Origin of the sequence: Streptobacillus felis, from assembly GCF_001559775.1 — a bacterium.
Classification (GTDB): Bacteria; Fusobacteriota; Fusobacteriia; order Fusobacteriales; family Leptotrichiaceae; genus Streptobacillus; species Streptobacillus felis.
On sequence record NZ_LOHX01000318.1, the window covers coordinates 1 to 24294 of the forward strand.

Genomic DNA, 24294 nt, shown 5'->3' on the forward strand with positions numbered 1-24294 from the left:
TGTTTTACCATGATCTACGTGTCCTATTGTTCCAACGTTTACGTGTGGTTTACTTCTTTCAAACTTTTGTTTTGCCATTTTTTCCTCCATTTTTTATTATTATTTTGTTTTATTTTGCAAACATATTATATCATTTATAGTAAATAAAGTCAAATATATTATTAGAAAAAGAAAAAAGAGCAATAAGCTCTTTTTTCATATTAATTACCAAACATATTCTACTTTTAAAGTTCCTTTAGTATCAAATTTAGCTGGTTTTAAATCTGGTCTTGTTCCTCTAAATAATACTCTTGCTTCAACAGATGGTTTAACTGTTAATTTGTTATTTAAGAATTTAGCAGTAACTCCAACCATAGGTTTAACTACTAAATGAATGTTTGTTCCATTAAACATATATGCTTTTTCATTTTCAATATTTTTTTCTATTTTTTCATCATCAATTTTAACTTCTTTAATATATTGTCCCCAACTTAAGAAATTATCATCATGTAAACCTTGAGATTCAATAAATTTAACTGCTCCTGCATGTTGAGCTTTAACAAATTTATTTGTTGAATATAAGTTTAATCCTGAGTTAATTTCAACATTTGGTGTAACTTTATAGTTTAACTTAGAATCTGACTCTGCAGCCCATAAATGAGCCTCTGTACTTGATTTACCGTATTTATACTTACCAATCAATTCTTGTGAGAAGTCAACTCTTCCATGTTTATAAGAAACTTTTCCTGAACCTTGTACAAATGTAAATGTATTGCTTAAAGTACCATCTGATTTTAATTTATTATATGTATGTGCATTTAAGTTTGCTTCTAAATTAACTGCATCTGTTGCAGCATAAGTTAATTTATTAGTTGTCCATGCAAATAATTCATGATCTTTTATTTTAACTTTACTTAAATCAGTCACATCTATATTATCTAATCTATAAGCTACATCTAAATTGTGAGTGAATTTAACTTTACCTACCATAGGAGTTGCAGTTAATCCTAATCCACCTACAAATGAATTTACATGTTTAACTTTCTTACTTTTTACTTTTAAATCAGTTGATTTTAAAATATCTAATGCTTTTGCTCTAAAAGTAAATTCATTTATAGGTTTAATTTCTAACTTATTATCAGTTTTAAAGAAATTATCTAAAATTAAAACCTCAGGAGTAGCTTCAAAGTCATGTTTAACAGTTACTTTATCAGTATTTTCTGTACTGAACATAACTTTATTTCCTGTATATTTAACACCAACAAATGCTTCTGGCATATGTTTCATATTTCCTTTTTGCTCTCCATTGCTGTCAAATTTAGATACAACTTCTGCAGCATAGTTTAATTTACCTGTTAATTCTAATCCTTTAACACCTTTATAAACTGCTTTGTTTTCTAAACCAACATTCACAACATTAGCTTCTTCTACAGGTAAGATTGTACCTAAGTTGAAGTAAGCTTTGTGTTCTAATGATAAATCTTTAGCTAATCTATCTGTAGTTAATTTAACTTCACCTTTTAAGTTTCCACCAGTTGGTAAGAATGCTTTAACATCATCTTTAACTTCTCCTGCTGAGTCTATAGCTTTAGTTTTGAAGTTTCCTAATCTATGAGTTAATTCTGCTGAAACATCTGCTTTTTCTAATTTAGTATCAGCTTTAACAAATGATTCTAATCTATGAGACTGTGCTGCGAAATCTTTAGAGTTATATAACATTCCTAATCTATAGTTAATGTTATCATATTTTCCATATCCTACACCTGATAATAGAATTGTTTCTCCATCATCAAATGAGTATCCGTTATCTCTATTTGCATCTCCTGCATGTTCTTTAACTTGATCTTTAACATTTCCATCTTTAATTCTATATGCTCCAGTTAAAGATACGCTTGAATTTTCAGTAACTTTACCGTCATATCTTACTCCTAAATATCCAGGAGTTTCAAGTGTTCCTGGTGTTCCTTTCCCTTTTAATTGTCCACCAGCAAATACAAATGTATCTTTATTAGAATCTAGGTATAATCCTAAATCTAATTTAGTTGATAATCCATATTCAAATGCAACTGGTGAAGCTTGTATATCATCAGATTTAACTGTTGCTTCTGAATTTGATTTAACATAACCAGTAACATTAGCAAATGAAGCTACTGAAGTTAATGCTAAAACTCCTAATAATGTTTTTTTCATTTCTATTCCTCCTAAAATATCCATTTTTTGTTTATTTCCTTACTTGATTTTACCTTCAAAACTAGATTTTGTCAAGTAAATTTTTAATTTTTTATATTTTTTATTATTTTTCTATTAGTTTTTCCTTATAATAACTGATTATTTATTGTTTAAATAATTTCTATTACTCTTTTTATAATTATTTTTTTCAAATTCTATCAATTGATCTATATTAATATCAATTTTATTAAAAAAACCTTTTACCTCATCTTCAGTATATTTTCTAGTTTCTACATAAAAACGTATTTTTTCTATCACATTTTTATTAATTTTAATATCTTTTTTATTTTCTGTTATTTCATTTAAAAATTTGGCTGCCTTATCTAAAGAATCATAAGCCTCTTTTATTGCTAACATTTGAAAAACATGTATTTGACCTGGATACTCTACTAATTTAGCATCTACTTTACTGTTTATTAAATTTTGATAAAACACAACAGAATCATCCTGAAGTATTTCATAATCTGAAACATGTATCAATGTTTTAGGAAACCCTTTTAAATCCTTTGCATAAACAGGTGATATATACCTATTATTCTTATCTTTTTCAGCTATAAAATATGGCATATTTTCCAACATTTTTATTCTATTTTCTAAATTATATGGATTACCGAATAAAACATCTTTTTTAAGATTTCTTTCCCTACTTTCAACCTTATTAGTAGCATCTAAATAAGGTGACATTAAAAATATTCCTGCTGGAAGTGGTAATTGATTATCTCTCAGATATATAGTAGAGGTTGAAACTATATTCCCACCTGAACTATCTCCTATAAATACTACTTTGTTATGTGAGTACCCCATTTTTAAAGCAAGTCTATATGCGTTTAAAAAATCTTTATTTTGTATAGGGAATCTATGTTGGTATCCCATATGCAAATCAACTATCATCACATCAAATCCTGGAAGTTTTTTTGAAAAGTTTAAATAAAAATCTCTTCTAGCAATCTTATATGGATTTAAGAATGACCCCCCATTTCCAACTATAATTAGCTTCTTTTCCTTATTATTCTTAGTAAAATATTGTTCTATTCTTGTACCTTCTTCATCATATACTCTAAAATCATATTCTTCCGGTACAACATAATCTTCAATCTCTAAACCTACTGATGTATATAGAGCATACATAGAATCCCTATCTACCTTAGGTGAAAAGTTATATGCTAACATACTATATATTTTTGATTTACCAGATATATTTTCAGGTAATTCTACATTAGAACAAGAAAACACAGTAATTACTGTTATTAAACCTATTAATAATTTACTTAATTTATTTAGCATTTAACTTCACTATCTCTATAATTACATCTCTTGCTTTCATCATATCTTCTAAACAAGAGAATTCAAATTCACCATGGAAGTTTTCCCCACCAACAAATATATTAGGAGTTGGTAGACCCATATATGAAATCTTAGAACCATCTGTTCCTCCACGTATAGGTATAATTTTAGGTTTAATATCTAAATTTTTCATTGCTTGTTCCGCTATATTAACACATTCCATATTATCTTTTATAATATCTCCCATGTTATAGTATTGATCATGCATTACATATGTAACAACTTCTCCGTATTTTTCATTTATTTTTCTAGTAATATCTTCACAGAAAGATTTTCTTTCTAAGAATTTTTTCTTATCAAAATCTCTAATAATATATGTTAATGTTGCTAACTCAATTCTTGTTTCCATATTATGTAATAAATAGAAACCTTCATATCCAGATGTATGTTCAGGTACTTCTTTTTCTGGGAACATCATAGCTAGTTCTGCAGCTATAGTGTTTGCATTTATCATTTTATCTTTTGCAGTTCCTGGATGTACACTTACTCCTTTAATAGTATATGTTATTTGTGCAGCATTAAAGCTTTCGTATTGAAGTTCACCTAATTCTCCACCATCCATAGTATATGCAAAATCAGCATCAAACTCTTCTACATTAAAATTATCTGCACCTTTACCTATTTCTTCATCTGGACCAAATGCTACCTTAACTATCCCATGAGGTATTTCTGGATGTTCTTTTAAATATTTAACAGCCTCAATAATTTCCACTATCCCTGCTTTATCATCCGCTCCAAGTAATGTAGTTCCATCAGTAGTAATTAATGTTTTACCTACATAATTTTTTAAATTTGGAAAATCTTTAGGTGATAATACTTTACCTAATTTTTCATTAAGCACTATATCTTTACCATCATAATTTTCTACAACATTAGGTTTAATATTTCTTGCTTCAAAATCAGCAGTATCAATATGAGATATAAATCCTATAGTTGGTACCTCTCTATCTAAATTTGAAGGTAATGTTGCATTAACAAAACAATAATCATTAATATATATATTTTCTAAACCTATTTCTTTTAAATCTTCAACCAACATTTTTGCAAACTCATATTGAGTTGGAGTTGAAGGTATAGTTGTAGATTTTTCATCAGATCTTGTTTCAAATTTTACATATCTTTTAAATCTCTCTAACATAACATTTCTCCTTTTTATTTGATATATAAATATTATCATAAATGTAGGTTTTAAGCAAGAAAAAAAGAGCCGAAGCTCTTTTTCTCTATTTATTATATCTTAGTAGATATAGTTCTGCTTATAACATCTAATTGTTGTTCTTTAGTTAATTTAACGAAGTTAACTGCATATCCAGAAACTCTTATAGTTAATTGTGGATATTTTTCAGGATGTTCCATAGCATCTTCTAATAAGTCTCTACCAAATACGTTAACGTTTAAGTGTTGACCAGTTTGTGCAAAGTATCCATCTAATAATCCTACTAAGTTAGTTCTCATTTCGTCATCTTCTTTACCTAAAGTTTCAGGTGTAATAGCGAATGTGTAAGAAATTCCATCATTTGCATGTTCAAATGGTATCTTAGCTACTGATGCAAGTGAAGCAACTGCTCCATTAACATCTCTTCCGTGCATAGGGTTAGCTCCTGGACCAAATGGTGCTCCTGATCTTCTTCCATCAGGTGTGTTTCCAGTTTTCTTACCGTATACTACGTTAGATGTAATAGTTAATACTGATTGAGTAGGTATTGCATCTCTATACATTTTGTGTTTTCTAATTTTGTTCATGAATATCTTAGTGATTTCTACTGCGAAGTCATCTGTTGAATCATCATTGTTTCCGAATGGTACATAATCGTCACCTTCGTTAACATAGTCAACTGCATCTCCTTCTTCGTCTCTTATAATTCTTACTTTACCATTTTTAATAGCTGCTAATGAATCTGCTACTATAGATAATCCAGCTATACCAAATGCTTGAGTTCTTTTAATGTTTTTATCATGTAATGCCATTTCAAATGATTCATAAGAATATTTATCATGCATATAGTGAATAATGTTTAATGCTTGTACGTAAGTTTGAGCTAACCAATCTAATACTTTATCATATTTTTCCCAAACTTCATCAAATACTAAGTAATCACCTTTAATTGGTTCAAACATTCCTTCAGGAGTTACTTGTAATTTTTGTTTTTCATCTTTACCACCGTTAATAGCATATAATAAAGCTTTAGGTAAGTTTACTCTCGCTCCAAAGAATTGCATTTGTCTTCCTATAGTCATAGGAGAAACACAACATGCTATACCGTAGTCATCTCCAAATGATGGTTTCATTAAATCATCATTTTCATATTGTAATGAAGATGTATCTATAGATACTCTAGCACAGAATTTTTTCCAGTTTAATGGTAAGTCTTGTGCCCATAATACTGTTAAGTTTGGTTCTGGTGCAGGTCCTAAGTTATATAATGTATTTAAAATTCTGAATGAGTTTTTAGTTACTAATGATTTAGAACCATCAACTGTCATACCACCTATTGATTCAGTTACCCATACTGGATCTCCAGAGAATAATGCATCATATTCAGGTGTTCTTAAGAATCTAATTATTCTTAATTTCATAACGAAATGATCTATCATTTCTTGTGCTTCTTTTTCTGTGATTCTTCCTTCTCTTAAGTCTCTTTCAATAAAGATATCTAAGAAAGTAGAAGTTCTTCCTATACTCATTGCAGCTCCATTTTGATCTTTAGTTGCTGCTAAGTATGCAAAGTATGTCCATTGAATAGCTTCTTGAGCTGTTGTAGCTGGTTTAGAAATATCATAACCATAGCTTTCTGCCATTCTCTTTAATGCTTTAAGTGATTTAACTTGTTCGAAAATTTCTTCTCTTTGTCTAATAACTTCTTCAGTCATTTCTGCTGGAGTTAAGTTGTTCCAATCTTTTGTTCTTTCTTCAATTAAGAAGTCTACTCCATATAAAGCAACCCTTCTGTAATCTCCTATTATACGTCCTCTTCCGTAAGCATCAGGTAATCCTGTAACTACTCCAGTTTTTCTTGCTTTTCTAATAGCATCTGTATAAGCTGAGAAAACTCCATCATTATGAGTTTTTCTATATTTAGCATAGATCTCTTTAGTAGCTGGATCTAATTTATATCCAAAAGATTCTAATGAATTCTCAACCATTCTTAATCCTCCGTTAGGGAAGATAGCTCTTTTTAATGGTTCATCAGTTTGAACCCCAACGATTTTTTCTAAATCTTTGTCAATATAACCAGGTCCATATGCATCTATTTGAGATGGTATTTTAGTTTCAGCATTATAAATACCTTTTTCTCTTTCAATTGCTAATTTTGGTTTTAATTTGTTCCATAATTCTGTTGTAGCCTCAGTCGGCCCTTCTAAGAAACTGTCATCGCCAGTATACTCAGTGTAATTTAATTGGATGAACTCACTGATGTTGATTTCTTTCATCCAGTTACCTTCTTTAAATCCTCTCCAAGCTTCCATAATCTCATTCCTTTCAATTTTGTATTTTTATCTATATATTAATTGTAATACTAAAACAAATATATTTCAATAAAAAAAAGTTTTTTTTCAACATATTTTTACAACATTTTATTACAACATTAGTAAATACGTTGTTTTTCAAATATTATTTTTTTCACATTACAAAATAATTTTCTAACTTATTTCACAATATGAAATTTAACAATAAAAATTGATTTTTTTTTCACTATATTGTATAATTAGTATATATTTAGAAATTTAGGAGGAATATTAATGAAATTAGTATTAGTACGTCACGGAGAAAGTGAATGGAATTTACAAAATAGATTTACAGGTTGGATAGATGTAGATTTAACTGAAAAAGGGGTACAAGAAGCTAAAAATGGTGGACAAGCTTTAAAAGAATTAGGATATACTTTTGATGTAGCTTTCACATCTTACCAAAAAAGAGCAAACAAAACTCTTAACTACATTTTAGAAGAAATCGATCAATTATACTTACCAGTATACAAATCTTGGAGATTAAATGAAAGACACTACGGTGCATTACAAGGATTAAACAAAGCTGAAACTGCTAAACAATATGGTGAAGAACAAGTTCATATCTGGAGAAGAAGTTTTGATGTAGCACCTCCTCATGTTGAATTAACAGATGAAGTTAACTACCCAAGATTCCAAGCAAGATATAAAGATATACCTGAAGCTGAATGTCCAAGAGGGGAAAGCTTAAAAGATACTATAGCAAGAGTTTTACCTTACTGGGAATCAAACATTTCAAAAGAAATTAAAGCTGGAAAAGATGTAATAGTTGTTGCACACGGAAACAGCTTAAGATCATTAATCAAATATTTATTAAACATTGATGATGTTAAAATCTTAGACTTAAACTTACCAACAGGTAAACCATTAGTATTTGAAATTAACGAAAACTTAGAAATACTTTCAGCGCCTGAATTATTCTAATAAATAAAAATGGAGATAAGAACTATAAAGTTCAAATCTCCATTTTTTTATTCAACATCTAATTTATTATATTTCTCTTTATCTACCTTATTTAATATCTTACCTGTTAATAACCCTGCTACTACAGAACCATTAACATTTAATGCTGTTCTTCCCATATCTATTATTGGTTCAACTGTAATTAATAAACCAACTATTTCTATAGGGAATCCTAAAGTTGAAAGTACAATAATTGCAGCAAATGTAGCTCCTCCACCTACACCAACTACTCCTAATGAACTTATAGTCACTATTATTATTACCCTAATTAAGAATAAAGGATCTAAAGGATTAATACCTAAAGTTGGTGCAAGCATTATAGCAAGCATAGTTGGATATATTGCAGCACATCCATTTTGACCTATAGATGTTCCAAATGTTGCTGCCATATTAGCAATACCTCTATCAACACCCATATCTTCTTGTGCTTTAGTTGTTAAAGGTATAGCTCCTGCACTTGTTCTAGAAGTGAATGCAAATATTAATACTGTAATTACTTTCTTAACAAATATTACTGGAGAGAATCCAAATAATGATACCATAATTAAGTGTATTATAAACATACTAATTAAAGCAACATAAGAAACTATAACGAATTTCAATAATACTAATATTTCAGCAAAGTTGCTTGTTGAAGCAAAAATAGTCATAAGAGCAAATACTCCATATGGAGTTAATCTTAATATCATTTTTACCATTCTAATTACTACTTCATAACTTGCATTAATAAAATCTATTAAAATATTTGCAGTTTCAGGTTTTTTCTTTTTCATACCTAGGATAGCAACACCAATAAATATTGAAAACACAACTACTGCTATAGTAGATGTTGGTCTTGCTCCAGTTAAGTCAGCAAAAGGATTAGATGGTATAAATGAAAGTACTTTATCTGCAAGTGTTTGAACTACAGCACCTGCTCTTTCATTAACTCTTTCTATAGCTTTTATTTCTTTTTCACCAGCACCAGTACTTAATATACCAGATGCATCTAATCTAAATCCTAAAGTTACTACCTCTGCAACAAAAGATGAAATAGCTGCTGTTGTTAATAATATTCCTATTACTAAACTACCCATCTTTGAGGCATCTTGAGTATTATTTAAATTAATAATAGCAGAAATTATTGAAACTAGTATTAAAGGCATAGTTATCATCTTTAATAATGCAACATATGATTTACTTACTACTTCAAAAAATTCCTTAGATTTTATAATTGTATCAGCATCTTGTACATAATGCAATACAATACCAAACAATAGACCTAACCCTAAAGCTACAAATACTCTTATAGAAAAAGATATACGTTTAGAGGCCATTCTATTTAAAACGAATAATATTACTAAAAATATTATTACATTTAATATTACATTTACCATTTTATTACCATATTCATATCTTACTTAAAAAGTTTATGAATCCCTTTCTACCTACTTCATTGTTTTTAAATACACCACAGTCTTCTAACACTTTTTCAAATGTTTTTCCTATAGTTTTTTCAATTAAACCATCTAAGAAGTAATCATCTTTTAACATTTCATTTGTAAAATTATCTTTTACCCAATTTATATGTTTTTGTAAATCTGTATTTTCTTTCATAATATCTAATACATCATCTACATTTCTTAAACTCATAAATAATTGATCTAATTCTTCCATTTCATGTTTTAATCTTCCAGGTAATACTGCAAGACCCATAACTTCAATTAAACCAATATTTTCTTTTTTAATTGAATGATGTTCTTCATGTGGATGGAATATTCCTAAAGGAAATTCTTCTGTTGTTTTATTATTTCTTAATACTAAATCAAGTTCAATTTTATCTTCTTTTATTCTTGCTATAGGAGTTATAGTATTATGTCTTACTCCTTCACTATGAGATAAAATATCATTTTCATAATCACTATGATTAATCCATGCTTGTAAAACTTCATCCGCTAAATCCAATAACCTGTCTTTATACTCTTTTTTAGCTTTTAGTCTTAAAACTGATAGTGGCCAATTAACTATACCAGTTTCTATTTCTGGATAGTTTTTAAAAGTAACTTTACTTGAAATTCCAGCCATTTCCATACCAAAACTATGCTTACCTGCTTGGAAATGATCATGTGATAAAATTGAACCACCTACTATAGGTAAATCAGCGTTAGAACCTATAAAATAATGTGGGAATAACGTAACAAATTCTATTAATCTTTCAAAAGTACCCCTATCTATTTTCATAGGTCTTACTTCTCCTGAAAAAACTATAGAATGTTCGTTATAGTATATGTAAGGTGAATATTGGAAAAACCAATCTTCATTTGTAAGATTTAATTTTAATATTCTATGATTTTGTCTTCCAGGGTGATTTATTCTACCCATATATCCTTCATTTTCTTTACATAATAAAGATTTAGGATAAGAAGATGCTGTAGAATTTCTAGCTAACGCAATTTCTTTTGGATCTTTTTCAGGTTTAGAAAGATTTATCGTAATCTCTAAAGGACCATATTTACTATCATAGTTATAGCTTACATTTTTTGCAATTCTATCTGTTCTAATGTAGTTACTTTTTTTAGACATAGCATAGAAATATTCTGTTGCAGAATTCTTATCTTCTCTATATTTGTTCCAAAAAGTATCTGTTATTACAGATGTCCTTGGTAAAATTTGTCCCATAATTTTTGAATTTAATAAGTCATGGAATACAAGTATATCTTCCTTTAATCTTCCATTTTCTCCAGCCCATTTAGTAATATTATCTAAAATATCTGTTGGATATTCTACATCTTTAATTTCTTTTTTTAATTCTTCTATTTCTTCTTTAGAGAATTCAGGATAATCATCTAAATCTAATATTTCTAAAACTTTATTTCTTACTAAAATTTCATCAATAGGCTCTATCATTTGATTTGATAGACCAAAGAGAATAATTTTCTCAATTTCTTTATAAATATTCATACAAACTCCTAATATTTTCTATTTTGTTCCCAACGCCAAGCTGAGTTTATTATATCATATAAACTATATTCTGATGTCCATTTTAATTCTGTCATTAATTTTGTAGGATCTGCAATTAATAATGCAGGATCTCCAGGACGTCTTTCAGCTTCAACTACACTAAATTCTTTTTTAGTAACTTTTTTAACCGTATCTATAATAGATTTAACAGAAAATCCTTTTCCATTTCCCAAATTATATTCTAAAGAAATATTTTCATTAAACATTTTTTCCATACCCATAATATGAGCCTTAGCTAAATCGTATACATGTATGTAATCTCTAATACAAGTACCATCTTCAGTATCATAATCAGTACCAAAAATTTTTATACATTCTCTTTTACCTATTGCAGCTTCTAAAATAACTGGAATTAAATGTGTTTCTGGAGAATGTGCTTCACCTATTAAACCATCCATATCTGCTCCAGCTGCATTAAAGTATCTTAAGATAACCGATTTTAATCCATAAGCTTTTTCAAAATCTTTTAGTATAATTTCAACCATTCTTTTTGAACTTCCATATGGATTAATTGGATTTTGAGGATGTAATTCATTTATTTTTTCAGCCTGTGGTTCTCCAAATGTAGCAGCTGTAGAACTAAATACAAAGTTTTTAACATTAGATTCAACCATTTGATTTAAAAGATTGATTACTTTACCAACATTATTTTCATAATATTTACCAGGGTCAGTAACTGATTCTCCAACTTCAATAAATGCTGCAAAGTGCATTACTACATCTATTTTTTCATTTTCAAATACTTCTTTTAATTTATCTCTATCTCCTAAATCACCTATAATTAATTTAACATTTAATATTTCTGCAACCTCTTTATGACCTTTTGATAAATTATCATAAATAATTACATTATATCCTTCTTGTTTAAGTAATTTAACTGTATGTGATCCAATGTATCCTGCTCCACCTACAACTAATACATTCTTCATAAAATTTCCTCCTACATTGTCTTATTATATATTATACCTATGTAAAAAACAAGATAAAAATTAGTTTTCTCCCGTTTTTTACAAGTTAATCTTTTATCTATTTTACACTTCCGAATATATATTTAATTTTTTCAAAATACGGATTAGTTGGTGTTGTTAATTTTGAATCAAAATTTTCTATATTTATTCCATTTTGATAATTTTGTGCTTCTATTGCAACACCTAAATATCTAGGATTTATCTTTAAATCGCCAAAAGGAATAACATCATCTAGATAATTACCTGTATATATTACCATACAATTTTGTGTTGTTTCAACATCTAATTTTATTCCTGAATGTTCAGAATACATAGAAAGTGCAACATCGTTATTTTTATTTAAAACAAATGCATGATCATATGCTCTTGTAATATCAAATTGTGAATCTGATTTTTCTATACCATCTTTAATTTTAGAATACTTTCTTAAATCAAAACATGTATTTTCTACAGATTTTTTTTCTCCAGTAGGAACCATATTTGATTTTACAGGACAAAATTCATTAGCATTAATCTTAATATACTGTTCATCTCCATTAATATTTAAGTCACCAGCTAAATTAAAATATGAATGGTTAGTTAAATTTATATATGATTTTCTATCACTTTCTGCATGTAACTCAACTAATAGTACAGAATCTTCATTTATCATATATCTAATGAAAAAGTTCATATTACCATGGTGATTACCTTGTAAATGAGGCCAAAAATATTTAAGTTCTATACCTTTATAATCTTCAAAAGTAACTGGTGTTACATCAAATATTTTTGAAGTTAGACCTTCCTTACCTCCGTGATTTGCATTTTCACCACTATTAATACTTAAAGCATATTCTATGCCATCTATCTTATACTTCCCACTTTCTATTCTACCAGAAGTTGGACCTATAATAGCTCCAGCATAACTAGGATCATTTAAATATTTTTCAAAAAAATCATAACATAGTACCACATTTCTAAAATTTCCATCTTTATCTTCTACTAAAATTTTATTTATTATTCCACCTAAGTTTAATATATGTACTTCAAATCCTTTTGAATTTTTCAAAATATGTTCAACTACATCTTTATCATTTAATTTTCCTAATATATTTTTGGTATAATTTATCATATTGTTCTAGCACCTTCACTAACATTTGCAATATAGAAGTCAGCTTTTAGACCCGTTTTTTCAAAATATTTTCTACCTACATTTTCTATAAACATATCTACATTCATTTTATTAACTATACTTACAGTACAACCACCAAATCCTGCACCTGTCATTCTAGAACCAACTACACCTTCTTCTTCCCAAGCTGCTTCAACTAGTGAATCTAGTTCTTTACCTGTTACTTCATAATCATCTCTTAATGAAATATGTGATTCATTCATTAGTTTACCAAATGTTTCTAAATCACCTTTAGTTAAAGCTTCTTTAGCCATTAAAGTTCTTTGATTTTCATAGACAGCATGTTTTGCTCTCTTTTGTCTAATATCTGATTTAATTAAATCTTTATTAGCTTCAAACTCTTCTATAGATAATTCTCCTAGAGCTTTAATATCTAATTTAGTTTGTAGTTCTTCAAGTGCCATATCACATTCAGAACGTCTTTCATTATATTTTGAATCAGCCAACCCACGTCTTTTATTAGTATTTGCTATAATAATATATTCATTTTCAAGCACTACTGGTACATATTCATATACTAAAGTATTACAATCTAATAATATAGCCATATCTTTTTTACCCATAGCTACAGCAAATTGATCCATTATACCTGAATTAACTCCTATGAATTCATTTTCAGTCAATTTACCTAATTTAACTATTTCTACAGTATCAATATCAAATTTAAATTCTTCTCTAAGTAATATTCCTATAACCATTTCTACAGATGCTGATGATGATAAACCTGCTCCATTAGGTATATCTCCATAAAGTAAAACATCAAATCCATGATTAATATCATATCCTTTTTCTATAAATGCTTTAAACATACCTTTTGGATAATTAACCCAATCATGAGCTGGATCATTTACTAAAACATCTATGTCAAATTCTATTACTCCTTTTTCTACAAAATTTTCAGAATAGAATCTACATTTTCTATCTTCTCTTTTTGCAACTAAAGCTATAGTACCTCTATCTATTGCACAAGGAAAAACATTTCCTCCATTATAGTCAGTATGTTCACCTATTAAATTAACTCTACCAGGTGCAAAATATCTGCTTTCATATTTTCTTCCAAATAATTCATTAAATCTGTTCTCTATAACCTTTAACATGACTATCCTCCACAAATATTAATTTTTCTTCTTATATTTAAGCATATCTATACCTACAGCAATTATTATAATTAAACCTTTAATTATGAATTGCCAATATGGGTTTACCCCTATATATGTTAATCCGTAGTTAATCATAGTAAAGATAATAACCCCTGCTACTACTCCAGATATTTTTCCAACTCCTCCTGAGAATGAAACTCCTCCAACAACGCAGGCTGCAATCGCATCTAATTCATAAAGGTTTCCTAAGTTATTTGATGCAGAACCTATACGTGCAGCTTCTAAGAATCCACCAACTGCATACATAATACCTGAAATAATATATACTAATATTAATGTTTTAGTTACATTAACTCCTGAAACCTTTGCAGCTTCTGGATTTCCTCCTACTGCAAATAAGTTTTTACCAAATACTGTTTTGTTCCATACTATCCACATTACAAGAACTGTAACTGTTGCATATATTATTAATTTTGGTAAAAAGAAAGAACCAATTTTAATATTACCAACTATAGTTGAATAAGCACTACTAAATCCAGCAACAGGTGTAGATCCTGTATAATCAAAATATAATGAGTTAGCACCATATGCAATTATCATCATACCCATAGTTGCAACGAAAGGAACTATGTTAAATTTAGAAACTAATATTCCATTTACTAGTCCTATTACTGAACCTATTATTATAACTAAAAATAAAGTAATAAATACTGTAGCAAATGTTGGTTCATCTGCAAAACCTAAACCTTTTGCCATAGATGAAATAGCACCTTTAATTCCTGGATATTGTTCTACAAATTTATATATCTTATTAGGATTAGCTACTGTTTGTAATAAAGTAGCTGAAATTAATCCTGCTATACCAATTTGTCTACCAGCTGAAAGGTCTGTACCTTGAGTTACTATAATACCTGCAACTCCTAAAGCTATAATCATTTTAACTGATGATTGAGTTAAAATGTTGATAACGTTTCTAAAACTTAAAAATGAAGGTTCTTTAATTACTATTACTATAAATAAAAGTAATAATACCATATAAATTCCACCATTAATAAATAATGATTTTAATTTCTTAATTTGTTCGTTATTCATTACTTCCTCCTATAAATACATTGCTGTTAATTTTAATATTTCTTCTTGAGTTGTTTCTTTTGTATTTACTATTCCTGCAACCCTTCCATTACTCATTACAACTATTCTGTCTGTAATACCTAATAATTCAGGCATTTCAGATGAAATCATAATAATACCTTTATCTTTTTCAGCAAGTTCTATCATTAATTGATAAATTTCAAATTTAGCTCCAACATCTATTCCACGTGTAGGTTCATCCATCATTAAAATTTCAGGATTAGTTAATAGCCATCTACCTATAATAACTTTTTGTTGGTTACCTCCAGATAAGTTACCTATACTTTGAAATTGAGATGGTGTTTTAACATTCATAGAATCAATAACCCATTTAGTGTCATCTGCTACTTTATTATCATTAATTAATCCAAATTTAGAATAATTTTTAACATTAGATATGATAGAATTAAATCTAATATCTAACATAGAAAATATACCTGTAGCACGTCTTTCTTCAGTTATTAATGCTAACCCATTATCAGTTGCTTCTTTAGGAGAACGAATTTTTTTAATTTGATCATGTATTTTAATATCACCTAAATAATCTCCACGCATACCAAATATTGTTTCTACAACTTCTGTTCTCTTAGAACCAACAAGTCCTGCTATACCTAAAATTTCTCCTTTATGTAAATCAAAACTTACATCTCTTAAGTCTTTATTTGTTAATCCTTCTATAGACATAATAACATCTTTAGGTTTACTTGTTTTAACAGGGAATCTATTACTTAAATCTCTACCAACCATAAGATTGATTATTTGATCTGTACTAAGTTCTTTAACACTTTGAGTTGCAACCCACTGTCCATCTCTTAATATAGTTATTTCATCACATATTTCTTTTATTTCTTCCATTTTATGTGATATATATACTATACCTATTCCACTACCTTGTAATTTTTTGATTATACGAAATAGATGATGTACTTCATTTTCTGTTAATGAAGAAGTTGGTTCATCCAAAATTAAAACTTTAGAATTATATGAAACAGCTTTTGCTATTTCAAGCATTTGCATTTGTGATACACTTAATGTGCTAACTTTAGCTTTTGGATCTATATTAATATCTAAATTTTTAAATATTTCTAATGTGTCATTATACATCTTTTTTTCGTCAACCATACCATATTTAACTGGGTATCTTCCTAGCCAAATATTATCCATGACATTTCTTTGCAATACTTGATTTAATTCTTGATGAACCATTGAAACTCCATGTTCTAATGCATCCTTAGAATTTATAAAATTAATAGGTCTACCTTCTAATTTAATTTCACCTTCATCTTTTTTATATATACCAAATAAACATTTCATCAAAGTAGATTTTCCGGCACCATTTTCTCCCATTAGTGCATGAACACTATTTGGCCTAATTCTTAAATTTACTTTGTCTAATGCTTTTACCCCTGGAAATTCTTTTGAAATTCCATTCATTTCTAAGACATATTCAAAATTTAAGTTTTCACTCATTCATTCCACCTCATTTTTTTAAAAAAAGCCACTATAAAGTGGCTTTTTATTTAAGTTTTATTTTTTAAATTCTTGATAGTTGTCTTTATCTACACCAACATAAGGTACTCTAACTGCTTTATCCACTAATTTCCATTCAGTTCCTTCTGTAGGTTCTTTACCTAATGCAATATTATGAGCTAAATCTAATACTGCTAAAGCTTGGTTTTTACCATCGTTTAATACTGTTCCTGATAATTCACCTTTTTCAATTAATAATAATGCTTCAGGTATAGCGTCTACACCGTAAATAGGTAATTTTTTGTTGTGAGCTTTAGTTGCTTCTAACGCACCAAAAGCCATACCATCATTGTTAGCTATGATAACTTCTAATTTATCTCCGTTAGGACCTGATAACCATGCATCAACTTTATCTTTAGCTTGTGCTGTATCCCAGAAAGCTGCATCTTCAAATAATTTTTCAGTTTTAATTCCAGCTTCTTCAACAGTTTTAACTGAGAATTCAGTTCTTGCAACTGCATCTGGATGTCCTGGTTCTCCAATTAACATAGCGTATTGGATAACACCGTCACCATTTAAATCTTGTGCAGGATCTGCTTGCCAGTTTTTAACTATAGTTTGTCCTTGGAATACTCCTGATTCTTGAGGGTTGTTTCCAACATACCATGCTTTATCATAAGAGTTTAAAGCTTCAACACCTGGATCTTTGTTAAATAATACTATAGGTACATTAGCTGCTTTAGCTTTATCAATAACTGATTGTCCAGCTGTTGGATCAACTAAGTTAATTACTAAAACGTCAACACCTTTAGAAATTAATGTGTCGATTTGGTCGTTTAAAACTGCTTGAGAGTTTTGAGAGTCATTTTCTAATAATTCAATGTTAGGGTATTTTTCTTTAGCAATTGCATTCATGTCATTTCTCATACCTGCTAAGAAATTGTCATCAAATTTGTAATAAGTAACTCCTAAAGTAACTTTTTTCTCTCCTTCTGCTGCAGGAGCTTCTTCTGTTTTACTACCACAAGAAAGTACAAAAGTTAATAGTACTAACATCATTGTAAGTAATTTTTTCATTTTTCTCACCTCTAAATTTAATTTATTTATTACTATATTAATAGTCTAAAGTGTAAATATTTTCTCTCCTGAGAATAAGTTCATTATTATAAGAAATATAGAACCATATTTTTCTACATCATCTCCAAATTCTGTAGGATATATATTTACTACTCCTCCAAAATCTTGAGTTATCATTCCATCTATTCCTCTTTCAAAATTTTTAAAGAATACATTTTTAGCATGGATAATATCACCAGCTACTATTATATTACCTATATCTAAAACATTAAGTATATTACCAACTGTTTTACCAATTTCAGTACTTGCTTCTTTAACTATAGAATAATAAGGTTCTTCTCCTTCTAAAGCTTTATCAAATATTTCTTTATATGTAAGATACTTATTTTCAGAATCTATTCCTTGTTTTTCAAATTCCCAAAATACCTTATTTCTTATCATATTTGCAGAATACTCTGCTTCAAGACATCCAAATTTACCGCATTTACATTTACTATTTGAAGCTGGATTTACAACAAAATGCCCTATCTCACCAGCACAGAAATGAACACCTTCAAATATTTTATCATTTATCATTATTGATGATCCTATACCATCTTTAATGTATATATACATAACATTTGATAGTTTCTTAGCTCTATAGATTTCAGCCTTTAACATAGACCTTACATCATTATCAACTATAACTGGAACTTCAAATTTAGTTTCTAAATAATCTTTTAGCTTAAGATTATTCCATTTTAAATGTGGAGAAAATATTGATGAACCATCTTTTGTATTTACTACACCATTAATCGCAAGACCTATACCTGATATATCATTTTTACCATATTTTTCTAGTAAAAATCCTATTTCATCAGTTAATAAAGTCTTTAATTTATCAGGTGCTTTGAATTGAAATTTTTTTCTTCTAGTTTCTATGATAGTTCCATCTATTTTACTAACAGAAATATCAATGAAACCTGAACCAAAATTAATTCCAATTACTTTTTTATATTCTGGATTAATTTTTAAAATTTTTCTTGGTCTACCACCTTTAGATGACAAAGTATCATCTTCTAAAACTAATAACTCATCCATAAGTTTTTTTATAGTCTTAGAAATTGCAGCAGGTGATATATTCAACTCAAGGGATAAATCCATTCTTGTCATACTTTGATTTTTAGATATTAATTCTAAAACCTCATATTCTGTATCGTTTAATCTTTTCATTAGTCTCCCTTTATATTAATATTATAATGTGTTTTTTTTTCTTTGCTTTCTTTTTTTTAAATTTTAGTACACTCTTTTTTAACTATATATTATATATACTATCATATATATAGTAAATACATACTTTATTATTAAGGAACTTTTTTTACTTTTCCATATAATCTTTGTTACCACTACGTCTTATTAAATATTTCAATCTACTAGAGACCATTTTTATCCCTACTTCATTATCTTTTCCACGAGGTATTATTACATCTGCATATCTTTTAGAAGGTTCTACAAATTCAAGATGCATAGGTTTTACAGTACTTATATATTGCTCTTTAACATTATCAAAACTTCTACCTCTTTCTTGTATATCTCTTTCCATCCTTCTAAGTAATCTAATATCATCATCTGTGTCAACAAAAATCTTCATATCTAATAAATTTCTTATTTTTTCTATAGCAAGTATTAATATACCTTCTACAATAATAATAGACTTTGAATCTATTCTTTCTGTCTCTTTAGTTCTGTTATGTTCAGCAAAATTATATATAGGTTTTTCAATACTTTGATGATTACTCAACATAATTATATGTTGTTCTAGTAAATCAAAATCAATAGAATTTGGATGATCATAATTTAATTTTACTCTTTCAGAGAAAGATAAATGATCATTTTTCTTATAATATGAATCCTGTTCAAGTAATACTACATCGTCTCCATTTTTCATTAAATCTTCTAATACTGCGTTAGCAACTGATGTTTTTCCACTACCAGTACCACCAGCTATTCCAATAATTATTGGTTTTTGCATATTTCCTCCTAAATAAAAAAAGCTTGTATAATACCAAGCTTTTTTTCCGAATTTACTATATTAACCCTAATAACTTAATTACCTCTATAGTATCTTTAGTTGATATTATTTTTTCTAAAATATCTTCTTCATATGAAAGTTTTGAAATTTTTTGTAATAAATCTAAATGTTCCTTCTTTGTATCTTCAGGTGCCGCTATCATAAAAAATAATTTTGATGGTTCTTCATCAAATGAATCAAAGTCTCTACCCTCTGGAACAATAGCTAAAGCTAAAGCTAATTTATTTATTGCTGGAGATTTTGCATGAGGAATTGCAATTCCATCCTGCATACCAGTAGAAGTTAAGTTTTCTCTTTCAATTAAGTCCTCTACAAAAACATCAAACATTCCATCATTAATGACATCTCCAGATTCTAAAAATAAGTGTGCCATTTCTTTAATAATATCTTCTTTTTTTTCAGATTTTAATCCAAAAATAATTCTATCTTTAGTTAAAAAATCAACTATTCTCATTTATTCATACCTCTTCAATTTTTTTTAAAATATCTTCTATTATTTTTTCATTACTAATTTCACTTAAATTGTATTCTACATAATCTTTATCTTTTTTAAACCATGTAACTTGTCTTTTAGCATAATTCCTACTCTTTTGTTTAAGTAAAGATATTGAATCTTCAAAATTCATATCACCAGAAAAATACATGAAAAGCTCCTTGTACCCTATTGCTTTTGTATTAGGATATTTTCTATACATTTCCTTTGCCTCTTCAAGCAACCCATTTTCTAACATAATATCTATTCTTTTATCAATTAAACCGTATAATTCTTCCCTATTTCTATTTAAAAATATCTTAAGGAATGTATAATCATTATTCTTAACATTTACATTAGTAATTTCACTAAATTTTTTCCCTGTAAGTAAACATACTTCAACAGCTCTTACTAATCTAGTTTTATTTTCTTTATCAATTTTATCATATGTTTCTTTATCAAGTTCTTTTAGTTTATCTAAAAGTTCTTCTTTATTCATTTCTTCCAATTTTTTTCTTAATTCTTCATCTTTTGCTGGAAGATTTGAAAAACCATCAGTAACAGATCTTAGATAAAGTCCTGTACCACCTACTAAAATATATATTTTTTTATTATCATTTAGTATTTTATTAACAGCTTTTTCATATTCTCCAACAGAATATTCTTCATCTGGATTTACTAAATCCAACATATGATGTTTTATTCCCTCTTTTTCTTCTTCTGTAATTTTTGCAGTTCCAACATTCATCTCTTTATATATTTGCATAGAATCAGCTGAAATAATTTCAGCATTCAAAATTTTTGCAAGCTTTATTGAAAGAGAAGTTTTACCAACACCAGTTGGACCAGCTATTACTATAGCTCTATTGCACATAAGTAAATTCATATCCTGCAATAATTATAGTATCTCCTTCAACTACACCATGACTTTCAAGAACTTTTTCCATACCTAGTTTTCTCATTATTTGTAAGAATTGTATTATTCCTTCTTCTCCTAATAATACATATTTTCTTAATACATTATCAACTATTTGTCCTTTAAGTTCATATACTTCATCATCAAGTTTTTCAACTATCCAATCATCTTGTTTTCTCACTAAGTCAGGTAAAACTAAATCTAAGTCAGCTTCTTCTTCTATTACTTCACGTTCAGTATTTTTAACTAAATTCCAAACACGGTTAACTAATTCTTTAAGATTTTCTCCAGTAAGTATAGAACCAAAAACTATATTTTCTTCTTTAATCCCATGCTTTACTAATTCTTTCTTAAATTCAGCTATTTTTTCTTCCTTTTCATCAAATACCATATCCAATTTATTTGCAAAAACAATCTGCTCTTTCTTTGATAATCTTTCTGAAAATTTAAATAACTCGTTATTTATCTTTTCAAAATCTTCTATGGGTTCTCTTCCTTCTATACCAGAGATATCTACTATATGAACTATAGTTTTACATCTTTGTATATGTTTTAAAAATCTATCTCCAAGTCCAACACCTTCATGTGCCCCTTCAATTAATCCAGGAATATCAGCTATTACAAAACTTTCTTCATCACTAATTCTTACAACACCTAATTTTGGTTTTAAAGTAGTAAAGTGATATTCAGCAACTTTTGAATTAGCAGCAGATACCTTGTTTATAAAGCTTGACTTACCTACACTTGGATAACCTACTAAGGCTACATCTGCTAATAGTTTTAATTCAAGCTTAATCTTTAATTCCATTCCTTCTCTACCAGATTCAGCTATTTTAGGTGCTTTTCTAACAGATGATTTAAAATGAATATTTCCACGTCCACCATCTCCACCTTTTAATAAAACAACTTCTTCATTTGGTACATCTAAATCTACTAATAATTTATCAGTTTCATAATCTCTTATCATAGTACCTACGGGAACTTTAATAATACAATTTTTACCTGATGCTCCTTTACATCTAGCTCCTGAACCTTTTTGTCCATCTTCAGCTTCGAACATTTTTATAGTTTTAAAATCAACTAAGGTATTTATATTAGGATCAGCAATAAAAATTACATCTCCACCTTTACCACCATCTCCTCCGTCTGGTCCTCCAAATTGAACAAATTTTTCACGACGAAAAGTGGCGGCACCATCTCCACCCTTACCAGATTTTACTGTTATTATACTTTCATCTATAAACATCTATTCTATTTCTTCTCCATTCTTTAATAGATTATCTACTTCAACACCTTCAGGTATTGAAATAAATACTTTATCAGAAACAAAAACTGTTTTACCAGACATAGCACGAGTTGCACCACTTAATATGTCTATCATTCTTTGTCCTTCTTCTCTATTTAAACCATCTAAGTTAAAAGTAATTATAGCTTTACTTTTAATTAAATCAACAAATCTTGTAGTTTCATTCATATTTTTTGGTCTTATAGCTATAAATTTCATATCTGTTTCCTCTCTTTTTATTTTTTTATTATCTTTTTTAAATAATGTAATTCCACTTGTTTCATTTTGAGTATCAACAACACTTTGTTCTTCTACATACTCTTCCTCTAAATCATCACTACCGAACAATTTTTTTAAAAAGCTCATGGTTACCTCCATTTTTTGTATTTATTTTAATTATACTATTATTTTAATTGTTTGTAAAGAAGTAAAAACCTAAATTAAAATAGTAAGTGTCCAAAAATGAACCTAAAAAAATGGGATATACAATACAATCATAAATGACCAAATTCATTAAAAGGAAGTGTATCCCCATAACTAATAATAACACAAAAATAAAAAATAATAAAAAGGTAAATTACAAGCATTTAAATTAAGATGATAAAGTCATCATAGAATACGATTTAAAAATCTTTTTATAACATTTTAAAAGAATATCTAAAATTTCAAATAAATCTCTTAGAACAATAAAAAAGGAAATAGATACAAGAGGATATCATTAATAAGAAAATTACTCTCAAAATTGAAAATAATGACTATTTAATTAAAAATATTGTTAAATTAAGATATAAGTATGAAATAGATTTTACAGTTCAAACACTATAAAATTACATACATAGTGGATTTTTTATTGAATATGGTTACAAGAAAAAGAATAATACTATTGTCTATAAAAATAAAGGTATTAAAATTTACAAAAAAATGTCATTAGATCTGGTGGATTAAGTATAGATAAAAGAACTTAGAATGTAAATAATAGAGAAGAATTAAGGATAGTGTCGTTGGACTTAAAGAAGGTTCTAGAAAATCAATAATGATTTTAACTGAGAAAAATACTGGAATTAATATTGTTTTTTTAGCATCAAAAATAAATGAGAATATAATAAAATCAATAGCATAAGATAATGGTACTAAGTTTTCTAATATAAAAGAAATAACAAAATTAGGTGTTGATTGGTATTTTCCACATCCTAATTGCTCTAATAAGAGATGGAGTAATGAAAATAAAATGGTAATAAGATTTGTCCCTAAGAGAACATTTAAAAAAAAATGTCAAAGATATTGAATATTTTATGAATAATTTATCCAAGAAAAATTCTCAATTCTTTAACATCTAAAAAAGTTTCTGATAGTCTATTAAATCTAGCTTAGTTAGATTTTTGGACACTTACTATTTTAATTTAGGTAAATTACCTCCTATTTTACCACATCAAACTTCAAAGCAAAAAGTGCTCTAAATCTTTTATTGTATTCTATAGACGAGTCTATATTTAATCTTGATAAATCAAAATTTACTCCAAGCTTTACCCTAGGATTAAATGACCTATAGTCTGTATCAAATCCTATACTTGAATAAAAATTTTTATACTTTAAGTTAATATCTAAACTAGT

At 27.9% G+C, this 24294-nt stretch carries 20 protein-coding genes; 1 reads left to right on the forward strand and 19 read right to left on the reverse strand.

All coding sequences use genetic code 11. The features are described from left to right. Positions 1-204 precede the first annotated feature (204 nt). The 4 genes from AYC60_RS07425 to pflB all read right to left on the reverse strand — a co-directional run bounded on the left by AYC60_RS07425 (position 205) and on the right by pflB (position 7020). A complete protein-coding gene (locus AYC60_RS07425) occupies positions 205-2169 on the reverse strand; it encodes a hypothetical protein (RefSeq protein WP_156447704.1) in 1965 nt (654 codons plus the stop codon). A gap of 138 nt (positions 2170-2307) precedes the next feature. Then, entirely contained in the window at positions 2308-3492 is a 1185-nt protein-coding gene (locus AYC60_RS07430) for an alpha/beta hydrolase fold domain-containing protein (protein WP_067323105.1), read from the reverse strand. Then, positions 3482-4690 (reverse strand): peptidase T, encoded by a 1209-nt coding sequence (pepT, locus tag AYC60_RS07435; protein ID WP_082762602.1) that lies wholly within the window; start codon positions 4688-4690, stop codon positions 3482-3484. Before pepT ends, AYC60_RS07430 begins: the two co-directional genes overlap by 11 nt. 92 nt (positions 4691-4782) lie before the next feature. Further along, positions 4783-7020: a formate C-acetyltransferase gene (gene pflB, locus AYC60_RS07440; protein ID WP_067323111.1), complete on the reverse strand. Its 2238-nt coding sequence runs from the start codon at positions 7018-7020 to the stop codon at positions 4783-4785. 273 nt (positions 7021-7293) lie between these two features. On the opposite strand from pflB, the gene gpmA reads away from it, so the two are divergent. Further along, positions 7294-7983, forward strand: coding sequence for a 2,3-diphosphoglycerate-dependent phosphoglycerate mutase (gpmA, locus tag AYC60_RS07445; protein ID WP_067323114.1), 690 nt, complete (start codon positions 7294-7296; stop codon positions 7981-7983). Positions 7984-8030: 47 nt separating this feature from the next. Here gpmA and AYC60_RS07450 read toward each other — a convergent pair whose 3' ends face one another. From AYC60_RS07450 to AYC60_RS09160, 15 genes are all read right to left on the reverse strand, one after another. After that, positions 8031-9398 (reverse strand): L-cystine transporter, encoded by a 1368-nt coding sequence (locus AYC60_RS07450; RefSeq protein ID WP_067323117.1) that lies wholly within the window; start codon positions 9396-9398, stop codon positions 8031-8033. Positions 9399-9411: 13 nt separating this feature from the next. Next, positions 9412-10962 carry a UDP-glucose--hexose-1-phosphate uridylyltransferase gene (locus AYC60_RS07455; protein ID WP_067323119.1) on the reverse strand — a complete coding sequence of 517 codons (1551 nt, stop codon included), beginning with the start codon at positions 10960-10962 and terminating at the stop codon, positions 9412-9414. A gap of 8 nt (positions 10963-10970) precedes the next feature. Further along, positions 10971-11951: a UDP-glucose 4-epimerase GalE gene (gene galE, locus AYC60_RS07460; protein WP_067323122.1), complete on the reverse strand. Its 981-nt coding sequence runs from the start codon at positions 11949-11951 to the stop codon at positions 10971-10973. A gap of 97 nt (positions 11952-12048) precedes the next feature. After that, entirely contained in the window at positions 12049-13101 is a 1053-nt protein-coding gene (locus tag AYC60_RS07465) for an aldose epimerase family protein (RefSeq protein ID WP_067323125.1), read from the reverse strand. Further along, entirely contained in the window at positions 13098-14258 is a 1161-nt protein-coding gene (locus AYC60_RS07470) for a galactokinase (protein ID WP_067323128.1), read from the reverse strand. The genes AYC60_RS07465 and AYC60_RS07470 overlap by 4 nt, the downstream gene beginning before the upstream one ends. Before the next feature lie 18 nt (positions 14259-14276). Next, complete coding sequence (locus AYC60_RS07475) at positions 14277-15353, reverse strand: galactose/methyl galactoside ABC transporter permease MglC (protein ID WP_067323131.1); 1077 nt, start codon at positions 15351-15353, stop codon at positions 14277-14279. Between the two features lie 9 nt (positions 15354-15362). Further along, positions 15363-16862, reverse strand: coding sequence for a galactose/methyl galactoside ABC transporter ATP-binding protein MglA (gene mglA / locus AYC60_RS07480; RefSeq protein WP_067323133.1), 1500 nt, complete (start codon positions 16860-16862; stop codon positions 15363-15365). A gap of 57 nt (positions 16863-16919) precedes the next feature. Further along, complete coding sequence (gene mglB, locus AYC60_RS07485; protein ID WP_067323135.1) at positions 16920-17939, reverse strand: galactose/glucose ABC transporter substrate-binding protein MglB; 1020 nt, start codon at positions 17937-17939, stop codon at positions 16920-16922. A 45-nt stretch (positions 17940-17984) separates the two neighbouring features. After that, complete coding sequence (locus tag AYC60_RS07490; protein ID WP_067323137.1) at positions 17985-19151, reverse strand: ROK family transcriptional regulator; 1167 nt, start codon at positions 19149-19151, stop codon at positions 17985-17987. Between the two features lie 145 nt (positions 19152-19296). Further along, positions 19297-19950, reverse strand: a complete 654-nt coding sequence (udk, locus tag AYC60_RS07495) for a uridine kinase (RefSeq protein WP_067323140.1) — start codon at positions 19948-19950, stop codon at positions 19297-19299. A gap of 55 nt (positions 19951-20005) precedes the next feature. Beyond that, positions 20006-20464, reverse strand: a complete 459-nt coding sequence (locus AYC60_RS07500; RefSeq protein ID WP_067323143.1) for a PTS sugar transporter subunit IIA — start codon at positions 20462-20464, stop codon at positions 20006-20008. A 4-nt stretch (positions 20465-20468) separates the two neighbouring features. Continuing rightward, on the reverse strand, positions 20469-21356 hold the full coding sequence (gene miaA, locus AYC60_RS07505) for a tRNA (adenosine(37)-N6)-dimethylallyltransferase MiaA (protein WP_067323150.1): 888 nt from the start codon (positions 21354-21356) through the stop codon (positions 20469-20471). Next, entirely contained in the window at positions 21346-22644 is a 1299-nt protein-coding gene (gene obgE / locus AYC60_RS07510; RefSeq protein ID WP_067323145.1) for a GTPase ObgE, read from the reverse strand. Before obgE ends, miaA begins: the two co-directional genes overlap by 11 nt. Next, positions 22645-23049: a cell division protein SepF gene (locus AYC60_RS07515; protein ID WP_067323147.1), complete on the reverse strand. Its 405-nt coding sequence runs from the start codon at positions 23047-23049 to the stop codon at positions 22645-22647. A 1050-nt stretch (positions 23050-24099) separates the two neighbouring features. Next, positions 24100-24294, reverse strand: a 195-nt coding sequence (locus AYC60_RS09160) for a hypothetical protein (RefSeq protein ID WP_197417005.1), incomplete at its 5' end; no start/stop codon positions are given.

What these genes read in the sequence shown, in the direction of transcription:
- AYC60_RS07425 (WP_156447704.1), bottom strand. Translation starts at nt 2,169, where the DNA reads ATGAAAAAAACATTATTAGGAGTTTTAGCATTAACTTCAGTAGCTTCA.
- AYC60_RS07430 (WP_067323105.1), bottom strand. Translation starts at nt 3,492, where the DNA reads ATGCTAAATAAATTAAGTAAATTATTAATAGGTTTAATAACAGTAATT.
- pepT (WP_082762602.1), bottom strand. Translation starts at nt 4,690, where the DNA reads ATGTTAGAGAGATTTAAAAGATATGTAAAATTTGAAACAAGATCTGAT.
- pflB (WP_067323111.1), bottom strand. Translation starts at nt 7,020, where the DNA reads ATGGAAGCTTGGAGAGGATTTAAAGAAGGTAACTGGATGAAAGAAATC.
- gpmA (WP_067323114.1), top strand. Translation starts at nt 7,294, where the DNA reads ATGAAATTAGTATTAGTACGTCACGGAGAAAGTGAATGGAATTTACAA.
- AYC60_RS07450 (WP_067323117.1), bottom strand. Translation starts at nt 9,398, where the DNA reads ATGGTAAATGTAATATTAAATGTAATAATATTTTTAGTAATATTATTC.
- AYC60_RS07455 (WP_067323119.1), bottom strand. Translation starts at nt 10,962, where the DNA reads ATGAATATTTATAAAGAAATTGAGAAAATTATTCTCTTTGGTCTATCA.
- galE (WP_067323122.1), bottom strand. Translation starts at nt 11,951, where the DNA reads ATGAAGAATGTATTAGTTGTAGGTGGAGCAGGATACATTGGATCACAT.
- AYC60_RS07465 (WP_067323125.1), bottom strand. Translation starts at nt 13,101, where the DNA reads ATGATAAATTATACCAAAAATATATTAGGAAAATTAAATGATAAAGAT.
- AYC60_RS07470 (WP_067323128.1), bottom strand. Translation starts at nt 14,258, where the DNA reads ATGTTAAAGGTTATAGAGAACAGATTTAATGAATTATTTGGAAGAAAA.
- AYC60_RS07475 (WP_067323131.1), bottom strand. Translation starts at nt 15,353, where the DNA reads ATGAATAACGAACAAATTAAGAAATTAAAATCATTATTTATTAATGGT.
- mglA (WP_067323133.1), bottom strand. Translation starts at nt 16,862, where the DNA reads ATGAGTGAAAACTTAAATTTTGAATATGTCTTAGAAATGAATGGAATT.
- mglB (WP_067323135.1), bottom strand. Translation starts at nt 17,939, where the DNA reads ATGAAAAAATTACTTACAATGATGTTAGTACTATTAACTTTTGTACTT.
- AYC60_RS07490 (WP_067323137.1), bottom strand. Translation starts at nt 19,151, where the DNA reads ATGAAAAGATTAAACGATACAGAATATGAGGTTTTAGAATTAATATCT.
- udk (WP_067323140.1), bottom strand. Translation starts at nt 19,950, where the DNA reads ATGCAAAAACCAATAATTATTGGAATAGCTGGTGGTACTGGTAGTGGA.
- AYC60_RS07500 (WP_067323143.1), bottom strand. Translation starts at nt 20,464, where the DNA reads ATGAGAATAGTTGATTTTTTAACTAAAGATAGAATTATTTTTGGATTA.
- miaA (WP_067323150.1), bottom strand. Translation starts at nt 21,356, where the DNA reads ATGTGCAATAGAGCTATAGTAATAGCTGGTCCAACTGGTGTTGGTAAA.
- obgE (WP_067323145.1), bottom strand. Translation starts at nt 22,644, where the DNA reads ATGTTTATAGATGAAAGTATAATAACAGTAAAATCTGGTAAGGGTGGA.
- AYC60_RS07515 (WP_067323147.1), bottom strand. Translation starts at nt 23,049, where the DNA reads ATGAGCTTTTTAAAAAAATTGTTCGGTAGTGATGATTTAGAGGAAGAG.